Source organism: Paenirhodobacter sp. YD-8 (assembly GCF_056590935.1).
The window spans coordinates 46,444-66,534 of sequence record NZ_CM152649.1 but is presented as its reverse complement, the minus strand read 5'-3'; the positions used below and the strand labels follow the sequence as shown (position 1 = coordinate 66,534).

General features: G+C 64.9%; 17 protein-coding genes, 2 tRNA genes and 2 pseudogenes. 6 read left to right on the top strand and 15 right to left on the bottom strand.

Features of this window, described 5'->3' with window-relative positions:
- Positions 1 to 36: 36 nt before the first annotated feature.
- The gene (gene mbfA / locus AC0QTQ_RS00320; RefSeq protein ID WP_121534314.1) at positions 37 to 1,014 is read right to left on the bottom strand and encodes an iron exporter MbfA; all 978 of its coding nucleotides are present in this window, start codon (positions 1,012 to 1,014) and stop codon (positions 37 to 39) included.
- A gap of 156 nt (positions 1,015 to 1,170) precedes the next feature.
- On the opposite strand from mbfA, the gene AC0QTQ_RS00315 reads away from it, so the two are divergent.
- A complete protein-coding gene (locus AC0QTQ_RS00315) occupies positions 1,171 to 1,323 on the top strand; it encodes a hypothetical protein (protein WP_183077541.1) in 153 nt (50 codons plus the stop codon).
- Here AC0QTQ_RS00315 and trhO read toward each other — a convergent pair.
- Complete coding sequence (trhO, locus tag AC0QTQ_RS00310; RefSeq protein ID WP_480257788.1) at positions 1,308 to 2,225, bottom strand: oxygen-dependent tRNA uridine(34) hydroxylase TrhO; 918 nt, start codon at positions 2,223 to 2,225, stop codon at positions 1,308 to 1,310. The genes AC0QTQ_RS00315 and trhO overlap by 16 nt on opposite strands.
- A 93-nt stretch (positions 2,226 to 2,318) precedes the next feature.
- Between trhO and pncA the strand changes: the two genes are divergently transcribed.
- The gene (pncA, locus tag AC0QTQ_RS00305) at positions 2,319 to 2,927 is read left to right on the top strand and encodes a bifunctional nicotinamidase/pyrazinamidase (protein ID WP_480257787.1); all 609 of its coding nucleotides are present in this window, start codon (positions 2,319 to 2,321) and stop codon (positions 2,925 to 2,927) included.
- Positions 2,928 to 2,941: 14 nt separating this feature from the next.
- Entirely contained in the window at positions 2,942 to 4,249 is a 1,308-nt protein-coding gene (gene pncB / locus AC0QTQ_RS00300; RefSeq protein ID WP_480257786.1) for a nicotinate phosphoribosyltransferase, read from the top strand.
- Here pncB and AC0QTQ_RS00295 read toward each other — a convergent pair.
- From AC0QTQ_RS00295 to dapF, 5 genes are all read right to left on the bottom strand, one after another.
- Entirely contained in the window at positions 4,246 to 5,718 is a 1,473-nt protein-coding gene (locus AC0QTQ_RS00295; protein ID WP_480257785.1) for an inorganic phosphate transporter, read from the bottom strand. The two genes, pncB and AC0QTQ_RS00295, sit on opposite strands and share 4 nt — an antisense overlap.
- A 102-nt stretch (positions 5,719 to 5,820) precedes the next feature.
- Positions 5,821 to 6,264 carry an NUDIX hydrolase gene (locus AC0QTQ_RS00290; RefSeq protein WP_480257784.1) on the bottom strand — a complete coding sequence of 148 codons (444 nt, stop codon included), beginning with the start codon at positions 6,262 to 6,264 and terminating at the stop codon, positions 5,821 to 5,823.
- A gap of 4 nt (positions 6,265 to 6,268) precedes the next feature.
- A complete protein-coding gene (gene arfB / locus AC0QTQ_RS00285) occupies positions 6,269 to 6,691 on the bottom strand; it encodes an alternative ribosome rescue aminoacyl-tRNA hydrolase ArfB (RefSeq protein WP_480257783.1) in 423 nt (140 codons plus the stop codon).
- 89 nt (positions 6,692 to 6,780) lie between these two features.
- Positions 6,781 to 8,040 (bottom strand): tRNA (N(6)-L-threonylcarbamoyladenosine(37)-C(2))-methylthiotransferase MtaB, encoded by a 1,260-nt coding sequence (gene mtaB, locus AC0QTQ_RS00280; protein WP_480257782.1) that lies wholly within the window; start codon positions 8,038 to 8,040, stop codon positions 6,781 to 6,783.
- On the bottom strand, positions 8,037 to 8,867 hold the full coding sequence (gene dapF, locus AC0QTQ_RS00275) for a diaminopimelate epimerase (protein WP_480257781.1): 831 nt from the start codon (positions 8,865 to 8,867) through the stop codon (positions 8,037 to 8,039). The genes mtaB and dapF overlap by 4 nt, the downstream gene beginning before the upstream one ends.
- Before the next feature lie 117 nt (positions 8,868 to 8,984).
- On the opposite strand from dapF, the gene AC0QTQ_RS00270 reads away from it, so the two are divergent.
- A tRNA-Lys gene (locus tag AC0QTQ_RS00270) sits at positions 8,985 to 9,060 on the top strand.
- Between the two features lie 225 nt (positions 9,061 to 9,285).
- Here AC0QTQ_RS00270 and AC0QTQ_RS00265 read toward each other — a convergent pair.
- Positions 9,286 to 9,524 (bottom strand): annotated as a pseudogene (locus AC0QTQ_RS00265) (hypothetical protein); the annotation flags it as partial.
- Between the two features lie 429 nt (positions 9,525 to 9,953).
- A complete protein-coding gene (locus tag AC0QTQ_RS00260; RefSeq protein WP_480257780.1) occupies positions 9,954 to 10,451 on the bottom strand; it encodes a MarR family winged helix-turn-helix transcriptional regulator in 498 nt (165 codons plus the stop codon).
- Positions 10,452 to 10,534: 83 nt separating this feature from the next.
- On the opposite strand from AC0QTQ_RS00260, the pseudogene AC0QTQ_RS00255 reads away from it, so the two are divergent.
- Positions 10,535 to 10,843, top strand: a pseudogene (locus tag AC0QTQ_RS00255) (EamA family transporter); the annotation flags it as partial.
- 8 nt (positions 10,844 to 10,851) lie between these two features.
- Here the strand turns inward: AC0QTQ_RS00255 and AC0QTQ_RS00250 are convergent.
- Positions 10,852 to 15,123, bottom strand: coding sequence for an ATP-binding protein (locus AC0QTQ_RS00250; RefSeq protein WP_480257779.1), 4,272 nt, complete (start codon positions 15,121 to 15,123; stop codon positions 10,852 to 10,854).
- Positions 15,124 to 15,435: 312 nt separating this feature from the next.
- Between AC0QTQ_RS00250 and AC0QTQ_RS00245 the strand changes: the two genes are divergently transcribed.
- Positions 15,436 to 16,080 (top strand): DUF2268 domain-containing putative Zn-dependent protease, encoded by a 645-nt coding sequence (locus tag AC0QTQ_RS00245; protein WP_480257778.1) that lies wholly within the window; start codon positions 15,436 to 15,438, stop codon positions 16,078 to 16,080.
- 309 nt (positions 16,081 to 16,389) lie between these two features.
- Here the strand turns inward: AC0QTQ_RS00245 and AC0QTQ_RS00240 are convergent.
- The 5 genes from AC0QTQ_RS00240 to flaF form a co-directional block, all read right to left on the bottom strand.
- Positions 16,390 to 16,466: transfer RNA gene (locus tag AC0QTQ_RS00240), tRNA-Pro, on the bottom strand.
- Positions 16,467 to 17,089: 623 nt separating this feature from the next.
- Positions 17,090 to 17,728, bottom strand: a complete 639-nt coding sequence (locus tag AC0QTQ_RS00235; RefSeq protein ID WP_480257777.1) for a TetR/AcrR family transcriptional regulator — start codon at positions 17,726 to 17,728, stop codon at positions 17,090 to 17,092.
- A 745-nt stretch (positions 17,729 to 18,473) separates the two neighbouring features.
- Positions 18,474 to 19,262: a DUF1217 domain-containing protein gene (locus tag AC0QTQ_RS00230; protein WP_480257776.1), complete on the bottom strand. Its 789-nt coding sequence runs from the start codon at positions 19,260 to 19,262 to the stop codon at positions 18,474 to 18,476.
- Positions 19,259 to 19,663, bottom strand: a complete 405-nt coding sequence (gene flbT / locus AC0QTQ_RS00225) for a flagellar biosynthesis repressor FlbT (protein WP_480257775.1) — start codon at positions 19,661 to 19,663, stop codon at positions 19,259 to 19,261. The genes AC0QTQ_RS00230 and flbT overlap by 4 nt, the downstream gene beginning before the upstream one ends.
- Complete coding sequence (gene flaF / locus AC0QTQ_RS00220; protein WP_480257774.1) at positions 19,660 to 20,031, bottom strand: flagellar biosynthesis regulator FlaF; 372 nt, start codon at positions 20,029 to 20,031, stop codon at positions 19,660 to 19,662. Before flaF ends, flbT begins: the two co-directional genes overlap by 4 nt.
- Positions 20,032 to 20,091 lie beyond the last annotated feature (60 nt).

Here is a 20,091-nt window from a genome sequence, read left to right as displayed (position 1 = left end):
GGCTCAAAGGCTCGCCGTGACCCGGCTGCCGCCGGCTCAGCCGGCGCCGATCAGCGAGCCCGCGGCAAAGACCAGCGCGCCACCCAGCACCACCTGCAGCACGGCGCGCAGGAACGGCGTTTCCATGTACTTGTTCTGGATCCAGGCGATCACCCAGAGCTCGATGAACACCACGATCATCGCGACCGTGGTCGCGGTCCAGAAATCGGTGATGAAATAGGGCAGGGCATGGCCGAAACCGCCTGCCGCGGTCATCAGCCCCGAGGCAAGGCCGCGTTTCAGCGGGCTGCCGCGACCAGAGATGACGCCGTCGTCATGTGCGGCCTCGGTGAAGCCCATCGAGATGCCGGCGCCGGTGGCCGAGGCAAGGCCCACCAGCAGCGTGGTGTGCGAGTTCTGCGTGGCGAAGGCGGTGGCGAAGATCGGCGCCAGCGTCGAGACCGAGCCATCCATCAGCCCGGCCAGCCCCGGCTGCACCCAGGTCAGGATGAACTGGCGATAGGCGGCGCGGTCCTCCTCGGCTTTCGCATCCCCTGTCAGGTGCTCGGCCTCGAGCGCCTCGGCCTTCTTCTCGTGGCCCTGCTCGGCCGCGGCAAGATCGCCCAGGAGCTTGCGGGTGTCGGCGTCCGAGCTGCGCTGCGCCGCGCGGGTGTAGAAATTCGCCGCCTCGCGCTCCATCGACTCGGCCTCGCCGCGCATCGTCTCGAGCGAGAGATTGGTGCCAAGCCAGACCGGCTTGCGGGCATAGAAACCCGCGACATGCTCGCGCCGGATCAGCGGGATCACCTCGCCGAAGCGGGCGCGGTGGCGTTCGATCAGGCGCCGGCGATGCTCGTCCTCCTCGGCGGCCATGCCGTCGAAGACCGCGGCCGAGGCCGGGTATTGCTTGCGCAGCTTCTCGGCATAGAGGCGATAGATGCGCGCGTCATCTTCCTCGGACGAGATCGCGAGGGCGAGGACTTCCTGCTCGGACAATTCCGAGAAACGGCGGCGGGAGGCGAATCCGGGGATCATCGAGACGTCCTTTTTAGAATGATTCCAAAATAGCCGGGGGCAGATGTTTTGCAACTGCGAAATCTGAACTTTCCAGTTCACTATCTGCTTGCGAATCTGAACTTCCGGGTTCAGATTGCGGAAGTGAACCGACAAGTTCAGATCGTGGAGAACCTCATGAACCGCATCGCATCCGGCCTCTTCGTGCTTGCCTTGACCGTCCGTGCCGCAGCTGCGGGCGGCTTCGGCATCGACCTTCCGCGTTTCAGCTTCCCGAGCCAAGAGGCGCCGGTGACGCAGACGACGGGTGCCGGTCAGTCGGGGCGGTGAACCGCACCAAGGTGCGCGCTGCCGCGTTCCCCGGCCAGGCGGATCTGGTGCGCGCGCTCGCGGAACCGGGCGCGGTCGGCGTCTGAATACTCGCCAAGGCAGTGGTGACAGCTGACGCCGTCCTCGAACTCGGGACGGGCGCGGTCGGCAGGGGCAAGCGGTCGGCGGCAGGCGTGGCAAAGCTCGTAGTCGCCCTGTCGCAGCCCGTGGCGCAGGCTGACGCGGCCGTCGAAGACGAAGCAGTCGCCGTGCCACAGGCTGTCGGTCTCGGGCACCTCCTCGAGGTATTTCAGGATCCCGCCCTTCAGGTGGAAGACCTCCTCGACACCCTGCGCCAGCAGGTAGTTCGTGGACTTCTCGCAGCGGATGCCACCGGTGCAGAACATCGCCACACGCTTGTTGTGAAAGCGGGCGGCGTTTTCCTTCCACCATTTCGGGAAATCCCGAAAAGACTTCGTCTGCGGGTCGATCGCGCCCTCGAAGCTGCCGATGGCGACCTCGTAATCGTTGCGGGTGTCGATCACCACGACATCGGGGGCGGAGATCAGCGCGTTCCACTCGGCGGGCTCGACGTAATGGCCGACGGCCGCGCGCGGGTCGACGTCGGGCTCGCCCATCGTGACGATCTCGCGCTTCAGCCGCACCTTCATCCGTCCGAAGGGCATCTCGGCCGCGCCGCTTTCCTTCCACACCAGCCCGGCACAGCCGGGCAGGGCGCGGATATGGGCAAGGAGCGCGTCGATGCCCGCGCGGGGGCCGGCGACGGTGCCGTTGATCCCCTCGCGGGCCAGCAGCAGCGAGCCGCGCACCCCGCCCGCCTCGGCGCAGGCCAGCAGCGGGCCGCGCAGCGCGGCCGGATCGTCAAAGCGGGTGAAGTGGTAAAGTGCGGCAACGGTGAACATGGCTTCCCTTACGCCGCCGCCCCGCCCTCCCGCAAGCGTGATTGACCCCGCCGCCCATGGGCCTTACCCATTGCAAAACCAAGGGAGAGCGCCATGGCCGATGTGACCGAAGCCCTGATCGTGATCGATATCCAGAACGACTTCTGCCCCGGCGGTGCGCTGGCGGTGGCGGGCGGCGACGAGATCATCCCGCGCGTCAACGCGCTGATGCAGGAATTGCCGGTCACCGTGCTGACCCAGGACTGGCACCCAGAGGAGCACAGCTCCTTCGCCGCGATCCATGCGGGCTGCGCGCCGTTCCAGACGATCGAGATGCCCTATGGGCCGCAGACGCTCTGGCCGGTGCATTGCGTGCAGGGCAGCGCGGGCGCGGCCTTCCATCCGGCGCTGTCGATCGACCCGGCGGATCTGATCCTCCGCAAGGGCTTCCGCGCCGAGGTCGACAGCTATTCCGCCTTCTTCGAGAATGACCACACCACCCCCACCGGGCTGGCAGGATATCTGCGCGAGCGCGGCATCACCGATCTGACCTTCGTCGGGCTGGCGCTCGACTATTGCGTCGCCTGGTCGGCGATCGACGCGGCGAAGCTCGGCTTCCGCGCCCGCGTGCTGGAAGGCGCGTGCCGGGCGATCGACCTTGCCGGATCGCTTGCCGCGGCCCGGGACGCGATGCGCGCCGCGGGCGTCGTGCTCGAGAAGTGAAAGGACCCCGCCCCATGGTCGACATCGCCACCCGCGTCTATAACCACAAGTGGAAGATCGACCCGATCGTGCGCTCGCTGATCGACACCGACTTCTACAAGCTGTTGATGTGCCAGTCGATCTTCCGCAACAAGCCGGACACGACCGTCACCTTCAGCCTGATCAACCGCGCCAAGGACGTGCGTCTGGCCGAGCTGATCGACGAGGGCGAGCTGCGCGAGCAGCTCGATTACGCGCGCGGGCTGCGGCTGACGCGGGGCGAAAGCACCTGGCTGCGCGGCAACACCTTCTATGGCAAGCGGCAGATGTTCCGCTCCGATTTCATGGAGTGGTTCGAGAATTTCCAGCTGCCGCCCTATCATCTCGAGAAACGCGACGGGCAGTATGAGCTGACCTTCGAGGGCAAGTGGCCCGAGGTGATGATGTGGGAGATCCCGGCGCTCGCGATCCTGATGGAGCTGCGCGGCCGGGCCGTGCTGAACCAGATGCGCCGCTTCGAGCTGCAGGTGCTCTATGCCCGCGCCATGGCACGGGTGTGGGAAAAGATCGAGGAGCTGCGCACCATCCCCGGGCTGAAGATCGCCGATTTCGGCACCCGGCGCCGGCATGGCTTCCTGTGGCAGGACTGGTGCGTGCAGGCGATGATCGAGGGGCTGGGCGATGCCGCGAAGGGCGGCGCCTTCACCGGCACCTCGAACTGCCTGATCGCGATGCGGCGCGACCTCGAGGCGGTAGGGACGAATGCGCACGAGCTGCCGATGGTCTATGCCGCGCTGGCGCAGAATGACGAGGAGCTGAGCCAGGCGCCCTACAAGGTGCTGGCCGACTGGCACGAGGAGCATGACGGCAACCTGCGCATCATCCTGCCCGATACCTTCGGCACGAAGGGGTTCCTCGAACGCGCGCCCGACTGGCTGGCGGGCTGGACCGGCATCCGCATCGACTCGGGCGATCCGGTCGAAAGCGCCGAGACCGCGATCGCCTGGTGGAAGGCGCGCGGCGAGGACCCGCGGCAGAAGCTGGTGATCTTCTCGGACGGGCTCGACGTGGCCGAGATGAAGCGCCTGCACGGCCTCTTTTCGGGGCGGGTCAAGGTCAGCTTCGGCTGGGGCACGCTGCTGACGAACGACTTCCGCGGGCTGGTGCCGAATGACGCGCTCGCCCCCTTCAGCCTGGTGTGCAAGGCGGTCTCGGCCGACGGGCGCCCGACGGTGAAGCTGTCGGACAACCCGAGCAAGGCCACCGGCCCCGCCGAGGAGATCGCGCGGTACAAGCGGGTCTTCGGCGTCGGCGAGCAGCAGGCGATGAAGGTCGTGGTCTAGCGCGCGAAGGCGATCATCAGCAGGTAGAGCAGCGCCGAGAGCCCGGCCGAGGCCGGCACGGTGACGATCCAGGCTGCGGCGACGGTGAGCATGTGCGAGCGTCGCACCAGCCGGCGGCGCGAGCGTTCCTCGGGCGGCACCGGCTTGCCCTTCTGCAGCCCGAGCATCCGCGCCCGCCGCTCGGCGTGCCATTCGCGGTAGAAGCCCACGCCGAAGATCGCACCGACGGCGATATGGGTCGAGCTGACCGGCAGGCCGAGCCAGCTAGCCACGATCACCGTCACCGCCGCCGAGAGCGCCACGCAATAGGCGCGCATCGGGTTCAGCTTGGTGATCTCGGACCCGACAAGGCGGATCAGCTTCGGCCCGAACAGCATCAGCCCGACCGAGATGCCGAGCGCGCCGACGACCATCACCCAGACCGGGATTCCCACCGTCGAGGCGATGTCGCCGACCTCGACCGAATGCACGATGGCGGCAAGCGGGCCGACCGCATTGGCCACGTCATTCGCACCATGCGCAAAGGAGAGCAGCGCCGCCGAGGCGACGAGCGGCAGCGAGAACAGCTTGCGCAGCGAGCGCTTGCGGTTCTCGAGCCCCTCCGACTGGTGCCGGATCAGCGGCACCGAGGCGGCCCAGCACAGGACCCCGGTCGCCAGCCCGATCAGCGTCGCGAGGCCGAGCGAGACGTGGAACAGCTTGTTCAGCCCCTTGATCGCAAGGTAGGCGGCAAAGGCGCCGGCCATGATCCCGATCAGCACCGGCACCCACAGCCGCGCGGCCGCGATCTTGTCCTCGACATACATGATCCGCGCCTTGATGAAGGCGAGGAAGGCCGCCGCGACCACTCCGCCGAGCACCGGCGAGATCACCCAGCTCAGCGCGATCGAGCCGAGCGCGCCCCAGTTCACCGCGCCGAACCCCGCCGCCACGACGCCCGCGCCGACGACGCCGCCGACGATCGAATGGGTGGTCGAGACCGGCGCGCCAAGCCAGGTGGCCAGATGCAGCCACAGCGCTGCGGCCAGCAGTGCCGCCATCATCGCCCAGATGAAATGCGCGGAATCACTGACCGCGCCCGGGGCAAGGATGCCGGTCGAGACGGTCTTGACCACGTCCCCGCCGGCGATCAGCGCGCCGGCGGTCTCGAACACCGCCGCGATGATGAGGGCGCCGCCCAGCGTCAGGGCATTCGCGCCGACCGCCGGGCCCATGTTGTTGGCGACATCGTTCGCACCGATGTTCAGCGCCATGTAGGCGCCGATCACCGCGGCCGCGACCACGATCAGGTGCCCGGGCTGTGCCCCGATCACCAGCCCCGCGACGACGCCCGCCAGCACGATGAAGGCGATGGCAAGGCCCGGCGCCACCAGCGGCCGTGCGACGAATTGCGTTGCCTCCTCGAGCCGGCCGATCCGCTTCAGATCCTTGTCGAGCGTCTTCCACTGGTTCACCGGCGGCGTGGCCACGTTGTCCCCCTGCACCCTGCGCATTGTCACGATACTGCAACCTAACCGTCACAGTCGTGGCGCGAGTAGCCGGTTTGGCCGTTCAAGACAACGCTCGAATGGTCACAGGCTGCGCAGAATCGCCTTCAGTTCCGGCTCGGATACCCGCGCGGCGGCCTCGGCCGGGGGCAGCCATTCGCGCCGGCGCCGGCCCATCTCGGGGAAGCGCTCGGCCACCGCCTCGGTCTCGATCGCGAAGACCCGGACCTCGCAGCGCTGCGCCAGCCCGCCCGAGCGGACCTTGTGATAGCTGAAGCTGCCAAGCGCCTCGTGCCGCACCCGGCCACGGACCCCGGCCTCTTCCCAGGCCTCCTGCAGCGCCGCGCCGGCGAGGCTGCGCCCGCGCATCGGCCAGCCCTTCGGGATGATCCAGCGCCCGGTATCGAGCGAGGAGATCAGCAGCACCTCGGGCGCGCCCTTGCGGTGGCGCAGGCACAGCGCGCCCACCTGCAGCGGGCTCGGCCGGCGCCCCATCAGCCCCGACACGATCTCGCGAAACCGGATCATCGCCTCAGCCCTCCTCGTCCACCCGACCGCGCAGGGCCTTCACCTCGCCGCGCACCGTCTTCGCCTTCAGCCGCCGGCGCTGGCTGCCGAGTGTGGGCTTCGTCGCCACCCGCCGCTTCGGCGCAATCAGGGCCTGTCGGATCATCTCGGCCAGCCGCTCGCGCGCGATCTCGCGGTTGCGCAGCTGGCTGCGGGTCTCCTCGGCGCGGATCACGATCGCCCCGTCGAGCGTCCATTTCCGCCCGGCCAGCCGCTTCAGCCGCGCCTTCACCGCCGCGGTCAGATTGGGCGAGCGCTCCGCCTCGAAGCGCAGCTCGACCGCCGTCGACACCTTGTTGACGTTCTGCCCGCCCGGCCCCTGCGCGCGGTTGAAGCTCTCGCTCAGCTCCCAGTCGGCAATCGCCACGCTGTCATTGATCCACAACATGCGGGAAACCCTAACCACCTCGGATGAAAACGAAAGAGGCGCCGCTTCATCTTGCCGCAAATACCTCGGGGTGCGGGGCAGAGCCCCGCTCAGGCGCGCAATTTTTCGCCGTCGTGGCCGGTGATGCGCAGGGTCAGGATCGTGCCCTCGGGCATCTCGCGGTCGAACCGGACCTCGGTGAAATATTCGGTCCGCCCGGCCAGCCCGCCCTCGACCAGAACCGCGCGTTCCTGCCCGACCTCGGCCTCGAGGTGACGCAAGAGCGCCTCGTGTCCTTTCGCGCGCAGCCGCGCGGCCCGTTCCTTGATCGCCGGCCCAGCCACCCGCGGCATCCGTGCGGCCGGCGTGCCCTTGCGCGCCGAATAGGGGAAGACGTGCAGGAAGGTCAGCCCGCAGTCGTCGACGAGCTTCAGCGAGTTCTCGAACATCGCCTCGGTCTCGGTCGGAAAGCCCGCGATGATGTCGGCACCGAAGACGATGCCGGGGCGCAGCTTGCGCGCCTCCTCGCAAAAGCGGATGGCGTCATTACGCAGATGGCGCCGCTTCATCCGCTTCAGGATCATGTCGTCGCCGGCCTGCAGGCTGAGGTGCAGATGCGGCATCAGCCGCGGCTCGGTGGCGATCGCCTGCATCAGCATCTCGTCCGCCTCGATGCTGTCGATCGAGCTGATCCGCAGCCGCGGCAGGTCGGGCACCAGCTTGAGGATCCGCATCACCAGATCGCCAAGCCGCGGTTCGCCGGGCAGATCGGCGCCCCAGGAGGTCAGATCGACCCCGGTCAGCACCACCTCGTTGAAGCCGCGGTCGACAAGGCGGCGGATCTGCTCGACCACCACGCCGGCGGGGACCGAGCGCGAATTGCCGCGGCCGAAGGGGATGATGCAGAAGGTGCAGCGGTGGTCGCAGCCGTTTTGCACCTGCACATAGGCGCGGTGCCGGCCGAATCCGTCGATCAGATGGCCCGCGGTCTCCTTCACCGACATGATGTCGTCGACGCTGACCTTCTCGGTCTCGCCGATGAAATCAGGGCCCTGCGGGACCAGCCCGGCCCAGGTGTCGGGCTGCATCTTCTCGTGATTGCCGATGACCTTCGTCACCTCGGCCATCGCGGCGAAGGTCTCGGGCTCGGTCTGCGCCGCGCAGCCGGTGACGATCACCGGCGCGCCGGGGTTCTCGCGGGCCAGCCTGCGGATCTCCTGCTTGGCCTTGCGCACCGCCTCGGCGGTGACGGCGCAGGTGTTGACGACGACCGCGCCCTCGACCCCCGCCGCGGCGGCAAGCTCCTTCATCGCCTCGGTCTCATAGGCGTTCAGCCGGCAACCGAGCGTGGCGAAGACCGGCGGTTTCATGCCCCGACCGCCGCGAGGAAAGCGGGCGTGAGCCGCCCCTCGAAGACCAGCGCCGTCGGGCCGGTCATCCAGACGCCGTCCTCGCGCCAGTCGATCTCCAGCCGGCCGCCGTCGACATCGACGATCACGTGCCGCCCGGTCAGCCCCTTCAGATGCGCCGCGACCGCCGTCGCGCAGGTGCCCGAGCCGCAGGCAAGGGTGATCCCCGCACCACGCTCCCACACCCGCATCCGCAGGTGATCGGGGCCGAGACGCGAGGCGAACTCGACATTCGTGCGCTCGGGGAACAGCGGGTCATGTTCGATCGCGGCGCCAAGCCCCGCGACATCCACCGCCTCGGCATCCTCGACGAAATAGATGCAATGCGGGTTGCCCATGCCCACGGCAACCGGGTCGCCCGCAAGCGGCAGCGCCATCGGGTCGCCCGCAACCGGGATCGCCGCGGCGTCCAGGATGGGCGCGCCCATGTTCACCGACACCAGCCCGTCGTCGCGGCGGCGGGCGTAAAGCGTGCCGCGCGCGGTGGTCAGGCTGACGGCATCGCGGCCAAGCGCGCGCATCATCCAGTCGCTGACGCAGCGCGTGGCATTGCCGCAGGCGCCGGCGATCGAGCCATCCGAGTTCCAGAACTCGAGGGTGAAGTCGGTCTCCGTCGCCGGCCGGATCACCGCAAGCTGGTCGAAGCCCACGCCGCGATGCCGGTCGCCAAGCGCGCGGGCGAGCGCAGGCGTCACCGGGTCGTCGCCCATGCGGGCGTCGATCACCACGAAATCATTGCCAAGGCCGTGCATCTTCAGGAAGGGCAGGCCGGCGGGGGGAGTGCGCATGTCGGTCATGGCCGCGCATATAGACCTGCGCCGCCGTTTTTTCCAGTGCCGTGATTTTTTTGGCGGGCAGCGTCTTGACCCGTGGGGGGGCTGCCTGTAGAGAGCGCCCCAGCATGTGGGCCGTTAGCTCAGTTGGTAGAGCAACTGACTTTTAATCAGTGGGTCGCAGGTTCGAATCCTGCACGGCTCACCACTGTTTCCAAAACCTTGCAAAGCAAAAAGCCTCGCCGATCCGGCGGGGTTCTGCTTTTGGGCCAATCTTCCGCGGGGCAGGTCGGTCTTGCCGCGAGTCGGCAATTTCATCGCGCCCGTGCCCGGTGCGCCGCCATGGTGCGGTTCTTGCCGCAGATTTGCCGCCCGGGCCGGCCTCTTTGTGCTTGTCGTCCCCCTTTCCGGTGCCTTCAGGCGACGGCTTCGATCAGCGGTTCATGACCGAGGAGCAAGCGCCACTGGTTCTGGCGCAGCCGCGCGGGATGCGGATCTGGATTCCGGCGGTCTGCCGATCTGGATCGCGCGCGATGATCGGCCCGCCGAGAAGCTTCAGCGGCATCATCGGAGCCTCGACCCGACTTCGGACAAGATCTCCGGCCCATTTTCTCCAGATCGCCCGGCGCACTCCGGCTTCCACGCCCGGCTGTTTCGGCGGACCGGAATGATCGGCTCGGCGTGGCCGCGCTTGCCGGTCCGAGCGGCGTCCCAATCCCTGCCAGGGTCGAGCGAGGCCGACCGGAGCCGCGACGTCTGCGCGAGGCGTTGTGATCGGACCGGTTCGTGGTGCGGCAGCGGGAAGAGGCCGGCTTTGGCATGCCCCAAATCCAAACCTCAGGTTGCCAAGGCTGAAACCCCTTCATCGATAAGCGCGACAAGCCCGGCGGAGCCGAAAGCCTGCGACCAAAGCGAGTTTCGTGAAGCCTGGTGTCGAGAGTCACAGGATCTGTCCTTTTGGCCCGTGCCAACGCCTTGAAAACACTCGGCTCGATTTTGGATCGGCAACCAAAGTGCCCTTTTTCGTCACTGGTTTTGTCTTGGGTAGGCACAGCCCGAAAGGGCAATTAGCGGACGAAGCGGGCATTCTCTGCAGGTACGTCAGTGACCGCTATCCCGCTCTGCCGCCGCCATCAGCTTGCGCAAGCCGTTATCCAGTGCGGCGATCTCGTTATCTGAAAGCGGGGCCAACAGCGCCTTCTGGGTCTTCACGTGCTCGGCAACAACCTGGTCGATCAGGTCGAACCCTGCCTTGGTCAGCTTCACCACCGCGCGACGGGCATCGTCCGGATCCTTGGCCCGCGTGACCAGGCCCTGTTTGATCAGCTGGTCGATGCGGTTGGTCATCGTTCCGGAGGTGATCATCATCGAGGCCATCAACTCCCCCGGGGACAGGGCATGAGGGGGACCGGCACGACGCAGCGTCGCCAGCACATCGAACCCGGCCGCATTCAGACCGTACCGGGCGAAGGTTTCCCCCATCTGACGGGCATGGTGTTGGATGACGCGAGAGAGGCGTCCGATCGGACCCATTGCGCTTACGTCCAAGTCAGGCCGCGCCTGCCGCCATTGTTCAAGTATTAGGTCAACTGCGTCCATCTCGGTCTTATGACGAGAAAGTATCTTGACGTCAAGATTATCGGAATTTATCTCGACGTCAAGATAATGGAAAGGAACCTCCCATGTCCCGCTCTCTTGACTTGTTCCTGGCGGCGCTTGCGCCGACGATCTGGGGCAGCACCTACATCGTCACGACCCAGTTGCTGCCGGACGGGTATCCGATGACGGCTGCGGTGCTGTGCGCCTTGCCCGCAGGCCTGCTCCTGCTGCTCGTGACCCGCCAGCTGCCGCAAGGGGTGTGGCTGGTCCGCTCCGTCGTGCTCGGCGCGCTCAACTTCTCGATTTTCTGGTGGCTGCTGTTTGTCGCCGCCTATCGGCTGCCCGGCGGTGTCGCCGCGACGGTTGGCGCCATTCAGCCGCTGATCGTGCTTTAGTGGCTCTAACCGGAATGGCTACTATGGTCTTCCGTCCAGAACGACACACCAGCATTTGACTTCGACGGCAGGAGCATACCATTCCAACGTCGGCGGTGAAACTTGGCCCTGCTTCCCTCACGTGGATATGTGCTGCGCTCTCCGATCCCGATCCACATTGGGTCGAGTCCCTCGCTAGACAGAAGGGCCTCGATCTCCGTGCGGCGAACGGCGCAGAGGATGCGGCCTGGTCCACGCTCGCAGACGATTACCGCTCGACCGTCTCGATTCTCGAACACACCTGGTAGGGAGGGGTTCGGATTGAGTCGCAACGCCCTGACGAGCCAAGCGGACGGGACCTGAAATTCGAAGCCAACGGGCATGCTTTTGTCGAGGTGGCTCTCCCAGTGGTATCCTACGGTAAACTGCCGGAACGTATCGGAACCGTCGGAACGCCCCCGCTCCGGCCCCTGCCGTCCATCGTCCCATGTGCCCCTCCGATCGAGCTCGTAGAGGTAGCCCCGATCCGTCCTGTTCTGAGGCAGCCAATCGTGGAAATCAATCTTCTGTCGTTTCCATGCTGCAGCTATCTCAGTGGCCCGTCCAATCGGCAGGCCGATCATCATCTCGAACCAAAATTCCTCTTGTCGGGTCGTGATGCCGAACTCGGCTTGCTGTCCGGCGGGCCAAGAGATGCGCTCGGAGGCATAGCGGTACAGGATGCTCCAATCGTTAGGTCCCGAGCCTGTTGTCGATCCTTGCTGCATACGGCTAACCGGAAAACTTTCATCGAATGCCCAGTCGGCCCAAGCATCTTCGGGCATCTCGTGCAGCTGCAGAGGCTCCACCAAAATTTCGACCGATGGAGGCAGGCTTCGCTCATCCAGCGGAGGAAGCGATATCTCAATGTCCCGAACGTACGGCACGTCGTTCGGGGTGTCGTAGCGCTTGAAGGTCGGGTTGCGGTAGTCGTCAATAGTCCAAAAGTTGTCGGCTAGGCGCGCGAGCAGCTCGTGAAGGGCAATCCACTGATACTTCTTACCAATCCGCTCGATGCGTCCGCGGAGACGATCATTGGAGACAGTTGCGTCCTTCGGGAAAAGGTCCGAAGTCCATCCGAGCGAGAGGGCGCGGTCAGCGACCCAAAGGCACGCATCCTTCGCATTTTGTTGCAATCGGTGCTTGAGGTCGTAGTGGGCCGACCAATCTGCTTCGGCTGGCAATGAGGGTGGTGCCGAATCCAGCGGAATGGTGGAGAACTCCTTCACATGTCCCTCGATCACATAGCGCCCAAAGTCCCCGGCCCATCCGGCACAAGACGACAGGATGGTCTGAGCCCCGGCTGCGTCGATCCGCGCCTTAACCTCCTCCTCGTTCGCAGGCCCACCCGGCGGCCGGGCCCCGTAAGGCGGGCGGCAGCGTGCAATCTCGATCCCACTGGGAAGGGCCGCCCGGTCGTGAGCGAGCTCAACGATCAGACGGGCATAGTCGCGTGTTAGGAGATGAACTGGCGGCGTATTCCTGAAGAACGCATGGTAGATCGCCTCGGATGCAGCGGCGAGACGTTCCGAGTTCGGGTCACGCAGGCACGCGCCGGCGCAGGCTGCTGCAACGCGCTCCAGGACATAGGGGTCATCCGAACCCGCGAAACGCTGGGTGAACGCCAGAATTAGGGCAGGACGTTTTAGCAGAATGTGGGTAGCGCCCTTGGTCGCCACGTCCCGCAATGCCCAGTCGGTCGTGGTGAAGAACCAGCCGAGTAGGACGAGCGCCCGAGCGAGGACGTCGTCACTCGCACGCTCAACCGCCGGCCCGTTGCACCAGTGCGCTAGGCTGTGCGCCTCACTGTACTCGGCGCCATATCGTCCAAGATCGGAGAGGGGCCTGGTCCAGAACGCGTCGCGCTTGGGCATCGGGCGTTCGCGCAAATTCCGGTCGAGAAGCTCTACGTTCCATGGGTGATCGCGGAGGCTGAGACGCAGAAGCACCTGAAGGTGCCTTGCTGGCATGTAGTCTCCTTCCTGAACCACCCAGCGGTTGAAGAGATCAAGCGTGCGATCAGTGAAGGCCTTGGAGGAACGCCAGTATATGGTCTCGATGAACTCGTCGACGCGAAGACCTTCAATATTCTCTGGTAGCGCGTCGATCAATTCGCCGCCGTTCCTCTCGGCGTGAGCTATCCAGAGCGCCTGTAATACGCCTGACCATTCCCAGGACAACCAGGCGCGCCCCTGGTGCCGCTCGATTAGGAAAGCCAGTGCGCCGCCCTCCTCGAAAGCGGAACCAGACGGGGTCAACTCGTCCAGGAGCGCGTCCGCAATAAGATGGTCCCCGAAGCGCTGGAACGCGAACCGCACAACATCCTCCGGCACGTCAAGCGGGTCCGTCTCGTCGACAGATACTGGCGGATCGAGGCGCAGGATGCCGCGGCGGTGCAGCACATCGAACCAAGACATGCCGATCGGGGCTTGGTGAGGGGTGAACGCTGCGTCAGCGTGGCGCCGAGCCTCACTCAGCAGCAGGTGATCCGCGCGCGTCTTTGCCATCTCCTTGGCTATAGATTTGACCGCGTTAACTGTTGGGGCAACCAACACCGACGAACCATCCTGCTCCGTTCCCAGATGGCGGCCCGCGACGTCGAGGTAGAAGCGCAGGACTTCCTTTGTGCCGTGAAGACCCGTGGGATACTCGCTTCGACCTGCCTCTCGCAGCGCATTCGCGGTGGTTCGCAGGAACAGGGGATTGACGAACTCTGGGGGCAGCCATGGACTTGTCGGACGAAGAATACCCCGGCCGTCGAGATAGACCTGCGCGGCGCGCTCTTGCTCCGCCTCGGTTGAGAACCCCTCTATCGCGACGTAGGCAGCACTTTTCTTTACCCCGCCCGTGATGAGGAACTGCTCATATTCTGTACGGCACGAGACCGCAAACGCAAGCCAAGGACGCCGCTCTACGTCGTGTATCAATGTGCCCAGTTCGTCGCGCCAACGGCGCCCACCCCCTTCGTTGATCGCATCGATCACAACGAGGCCTCGCGTGCCCAAAGCCTCCGCCGCAGCGTTCATCGCATCAAGAAGTGCATCCCAAGTCGCATCGAGGCCAAGCACACCTGGTATCTGCCCCGCGAGAGGCAAACCATCCGAGAACCAAGACCCCAGCAGCATGATAGTTGGCGCACCGCTTCTTATCCGTCGGTCCACCTCCGCAGCCAGAACGTGCGACTTCCCCGTGCCAGCCCTTCCCGTGGCCAGGACGCACCGCGCCGTGTCCGCAAAGACAGCGCTCGAAGACAGGAACGCCTCGACCTCTTGAGCCCCATCTAGTACAGACTGGAGGCTGCCATAGGCCTTGTCATAGCTGTGGCGTGTTGCGGCTGTACCCGCATACCGCCCGTTATCCGACTTAGGAGAATGTTCAACTATGGCGTCAAGGGCTGCGCAACCTGCGGTCTGCAGCGCGTGCAAGTATTGTCGAAGCGGCGCCGGGGCCATCGGTATGGTCGGAGCTTTCGCGAGGATCACATTCGCTTCCAAGGTCCCGATCGCGTTGAGCGCTTCGCGTGCGCAATCAATGGCGCTGCGAACTCCGAGTGGCGCCTCATTAGGCGTTTCCAGCTCGATCGTATGGAGCGCCACAAGCGTTTCCCGAAGACGCCGGAGAATGCGCTCGTCGCGAAGGAGGCCTCCGAATGTCTCCTCGGCTTCCACCTCGACATGGTCGTCGGGTTGGTAGCGCTCGTCAAGAGCTGCGGAGGTCCGTTCAAATGCGCCGCAGAACCACTGCCTAGTCAATTCCAATTCGCCTAGCCAGTATGACCGCAATCCCTGCGCGCAGGACTGCGTCAGCCGATCCTCGATCTCAGACAAGTCCCAAAGCTCGAACGCCACCGACATATTTCGAGCTAGCGCGTCGGTCTCCCACTTCGCTTTGTGGTCTCTCCAGTGGGCCCGACCAGACTTGCCGCGCCGTCCAGGGACCTCATCAGTGAGATCGCAGGCAAGCGCGACCACGTAGCGTGTTAGCCTTGGATGGGAGGTGAGGACGGCGGACACGGATGCGTCGATCTTGCTCCAGTCGACTTCCCCCGAACTGCGATGGAATTTGGCCTGGTAGCCAACTTCATCCCCTGCCGGGGTCGTCCAATAGGCCTCGAGCCCTCCATCTCCGCCAGCCCCCGCGATCCAGTTGAACGTCGCCCCTTCCTCCGGCGGAAAACGGCGTGCGAGGCAGCAGATCAAGCCTTCGAACGGCGTCCGAAGCGTGGCGGGATCAGGCCGAAGGTTCGAAAGGTCAAGCATGGATTCTGTGGGATACCTCAAAAAAGTTATTCAAGCAGATAAATGGCCAATCATGAAAAATCCAAGCCCACAATGCACTCGGGGCTGTCACCTATGGGAAGTGTGAATATTGCGCGATTGGGCGCGGGCGTGCGGGGTGCAAGCTGATCCGCATGGCACCAGTGCGGCGAACCCGATCAGCATTGCCATCAAGCGCGCTGGTAATCTGGTCCTCGAAAGGTTGGCCGGGCCTCAAGAAAGGGTCGCCGCACCGCCCCATGACCGCGCCGAGCCCATTGCGGCTATTGGCATCCAAATGCGATGATTCCAGCCATGCCCAAGATGACCTTGCACATAATCAATGCTCGCCATCAGCTTACCAGCATAGCTAAATGGCTTTCGGAGAGGCTGGACGATGCTTTTTCGGTATCAGCCAAGCATTTGCCCTTGCTCGATACGGATGTGATTCTGAGAGCCGGTAAAGCCGTCATTCATGAGAAGGGGCATCTGGGATATGCTCCCGAAAGCGGGGTGATCTACGTTACCGTAGATCCCGAAAGTCCTGTCTTGCGGGCGAATCCATCACAGTCTTTGGAACGGATGCTGGCGCATGAACTGCATCACTCATCGCGGTGGGACGGCCCTGGGTATGGCAAAACACTCGGCGAGGCTCTTGTTTCGGAGGGATTGGCGGGGCATTTCGCGCAGGAAGCCTTTGGCGGCGAGCGCGAGCCCTGGGAGCAACTGCCAGTCAGCATCTTGCGCACCTACGTCCTCAAGGCTCAAGCTGCTTGGCAGAGCCCCGATTATAACCATGCTGAATGGTTCTTCGGATCACAGGAGTTCCCGGCATGGGTGGGCTACTCCCTCGGCTATGAACTGGTCGGGCGTTATTTGGCCGCGCATGGCGATGCCTGTGCTTCAAATCTGGTCCATGCGGACGCTGCCGATTTTCGCGCACTGCTCGACGCTGTTTGAGCGGCAACTTTGTCCGCACTCGTGACATTTTCCTTTGGATTTTTCCGCATCACGCCCCAGATGCCGGCTTCCGGGAAGGCGCCCCGTGGCGATGGCACGTGCCCGACAGGTGACTGCCGCGGAACCACAGTAAACTACAGGCTCAGCTGTCAGTCTTCATATTTTCATGAAACAGCGCACCTGCGCAGCTGGTGCAGACAAGGTGTTTGCCCTCTAGCGGCGGGCAAACCGAGCCAAGGCACATTGGCCCCCAAAGGGCACATCCTGACGCGAAAGGGCAAATGCCCTGACTATCGACACGGGAAAATTTGGTCGGAGCGAGAGGATTCGAACCTCCGACCCCCTGCTCCCGAAGCAGGTGCGCTACCAGGCTGCGCTACGCTCCGACCGTGACGGCGGAACTACAGAGTTGCCCGGGGATTTGCAAGGGGCATTTCATGCATTTTTCGATGTATCTTGCTGGGGGCGCCAATGCCGCGCCGCTGCGGCGCCCCATCCGTCCATCTCCGAAGGCGTCAGATCGAACAAGCGGCGGGCTTCGACAACCGTTGTCTTGCCCCTGGATGATCGCGATCACGAGCACGGTCTTCCGTTGCGCCGTCCAATCTCTGATGCTGTCGTCCATCGTCCTGCTCAGTGCCACGTGCTTCCGCGTTGCAGTGACCAGGATTTCACCGGGTCGGTTTCGGCCAGCGCCCACGCGAGCACGGAGGAACGGGCTCGGGCCCATCGGCATGGCGGGCGCTCGCGACGAAGCTTGCCGCGAGGTGCGGGAGGTCTGGATTGGCAGGGTGGTGTTCACCTTGCCGCGGTGAAACGCGTCGCGCAACCGACCCACGTTGCCATGCGCCGTCTCGGCGGCGTTGCCCCGTCGTCGCCGCACAGGGCCTTGTTGCGCCAGCCGGGTGCGCCAAGCGCGGGGGCATGGGCCGGGGATCACCCAATCCTGGGGCGCGCGAACCGGGGCAGCAGTCGAAATTTATATCATACTACAGATTTAGATTCGGAGTTACTTTTGTGCCATCTCTTCCGTCAGCACGCCCTTCAGCACGATGCTGACGTGGTTCTCGATCTGGTCCAGAAGCGACTCGATCGGACGCGAAGGGGCGGTGACGAAATTGCCGAAATACTGCGTGGTCAGGCCGACGATGATCTCGGCCAGCGCCGCCGCATCGACCGAGGCACGGACCTTTCCGGCCTCCTGGTAGCGGAGCACCAGTCGGATGTAATGGCGCAGGATCAGGGTATTGAGTCGCGCGCCGGTGCGGCTTGCCGGGCCTTCGGGCTCGAGGAAGGCCGCGGACAGGATGACCCGCCAGCATTCGCGTGAGAGGTGCCGCATCGCCTGGCTGGCAAGCAGCGTCTCGAAGGCGATCACCCCTTGCAGCGGTTCCTCGGGCAGGTTGCGCAGGAAGTCGCGCCGCTCGGGCAACGACGCGCGGACATGGCGCAGTGCCAGAGCCATCAGCAGGTTCGGCTTGGTGGCGAAGTAGTTGTAGACCGTCGCCGGCGCGACCAGCGCCTGTTCCGCGATCGCCTCGATATGTGTGCCCTCATAGCCACGTTCGTGAAACAGCAGTGCCGCCGCATCCAGAACCTGCTCAGCCCGCAGCCGCTTGTTCCGCTCTCTCAGGCTGCCCCGTGCCATTGCGATCTCCCTCGAAATTGACTCTCTTCGGGGCATCTCGGTCTGACCGGAGCCCCTGAGTTATATCTGCCTCTAAATTTAACGTCTGCACAAATAATAACCAGAACCTCTTAAGTCTTAAACGCCCGGCGGGCTGTGGCAAAGCGGAAATGCTCGCGCCGGTTGCGGACCTTGCGGCAAGACCGCTCCGGAAGTTGCGGAATGCCCCCAGCCCCGGCGGCCAGCCGGGGCTGCAACTGGTCCGGACTCCGCCGCGCCGGGGGAAATCGCGTCGATCACGGCCAGCCTGAGGCCCTGGAGGCGATCGGCATGACGCGGGGAAGACGACGCCGCATCATGCTGCCGTGGGCAGGCGCGGTCTTGCCGTCACGGACGGACGAGCCCATCTTGCCGTGCTCTCCGTCGGGTCGTTGACAGCGCGCAAATCCCGACGGTTTCCGCGGTGAATGCCGGCAAGAGCTTGGGCCGCCTCACCGTGCCCTGCGCGATCGGCACGGAGGGGAGGCCGGGCGCGGGACCTGACAGATCGGCCCCTCAGGTGCGAGTTGAAAACGCCTGCTCCATTTTCGAAGGCAAGGCTGTTTTCTGCGCGGGAGCCAAAATCCCGGTGTCGGTCGGCGCGTGCTGCGCGCGAGGGCAAGGTGAATCCGGGGCGGCACATCCGCACCCGCAAGCCCCGCGGATACGGAAAGGCCCGACCCGGCCGGGGGATTTTCGAATCGGATCGGCCCGGAAAGGCGGATGGTCAGGATTGCAGCAGCGTGAGTGCGACGGCGGCGGGGCTCGTGAAGCTGACCTCGGCGATCTGGGTTCGGGCGAAATAGAGTCTGTTCAGTTTCTCGAGCGAGTCGCCCGCCGCGATCACCGACAGATCCGACGAGCCCAGAACCTCGAAGGCCTTCTGCCGATAGGTCTCGACCTGCTGGTCGACATCGAGCGAGGCGACCTGCGAGGGCAGGCCAAGGGCCGTCTGCAGGTAGGAGCTCATCGGACGCGAGCCGATGACGGCATACCAGCCGGCCCGCTGCGTGCTCTGCTTCGCGGCGATCTCGGGCAGTTCGCGCCGGGCCGAGAGCGCCAGCCTGAGACTGTCGTCCGCCTCGCCCACCGCCGCCTCGAACTGTCGGCTCTCGTATTTCTGCAAGATCTCGTCGGCGAAATCGGAAAGCTGCGTGCGCGGGACCGAGAAATCGCCGAAGCCGAAGGCCTCCGACAGCTTGAAGTAGCTCTTGTCGGAGAGCGCATTCGCCAAAGACCCGGACTCCAGCGTGCCTTCGTTCAGCACCTTCAGGATGAAGTGCTTGTTGTTGATGTCGCCCTCGAGCCCGAAGGCGCCAAGGGCGACGGTCAGCAGCCGGCGGTCGGCGACAAGGTCTTCCGCGGTCTTGATCGAGCCGATCTTCTCGCGGAAATAGGTCTCGCTGCGCTGGATGTCCTGCGAGGCCGTGAAGGCGGTCATCTGCCGCTCCATCGTCCGGTTCAGCAGGCTCCAGCCGGCATAGCCACTGAACGGAAGGATGGGCGTATAGCTCATGCCCTGGCTGCGGCGAGAAGCCGCTCCTCCCGGGGCAGCAGGCTGCGCAGCGCCTTCAGCGCCTGATAGGTCTGCCCCTCGAGCACCGCCGAGGTGGCAAGCGCAAGCTGCGCGCGGCTGTCGCGATCGGTCAGCGCCTGGCTCAACTGCTCGATCCCGCGCAGCAGCTGCACCTTCGCGTCATCCCATTCGGCATCGCCCGAGAGGACGAGCTGGGCGATGTAGCACACGCGCCGGACCGGGGTGTTGACCTCGTCGGGGTGAACGGCGTCGCGCAGGCGCAGGATATGGGCGTTCGGCGTCATGATCGCGAGCCGCGAGCGACGGTCGCCATTCTCGATCACCGCGCCATTGATCAGGACCCTCTCCTTCGGGGCCAGCTTGAGAACGAGACCGGTCATCCCTGTGTTCCTTCGCTGCGCAATCCCTTCATGATTGCGGTGTTGATGTCCACGAGAATGTCCGCCCGGGCCTGACCGAGCAGGACCTTGCGGCTGTGGGCCTGGGTGAATTCGGCAAGATAGAAAAGGCGCGCGCGCAGCGGTGCGGGCAGCGGGTTTTCCGGCAGGGACACATCCGCCGCAAGGATGGTCCACAGGCGGCGGTTGTCATGGATGGCGCTGGCGAGCTCGACGAAATCGGAGCGGGCGTCGGCCTGTTTCAGCCGTCGCGTGACGCGCGCGAAGACCTCGTATTCGGTGGCGCGCGGGGTGCGGATCGGTTGTGCGGGGTTTTCGTAGGCCATCTTGGCCATGGTCGTTGCGGACACGGCAATACCTTTCTGTATCGAGGCGGGCATCGCGCAGCTTTGGCGCGGAAAGCGGGGCGC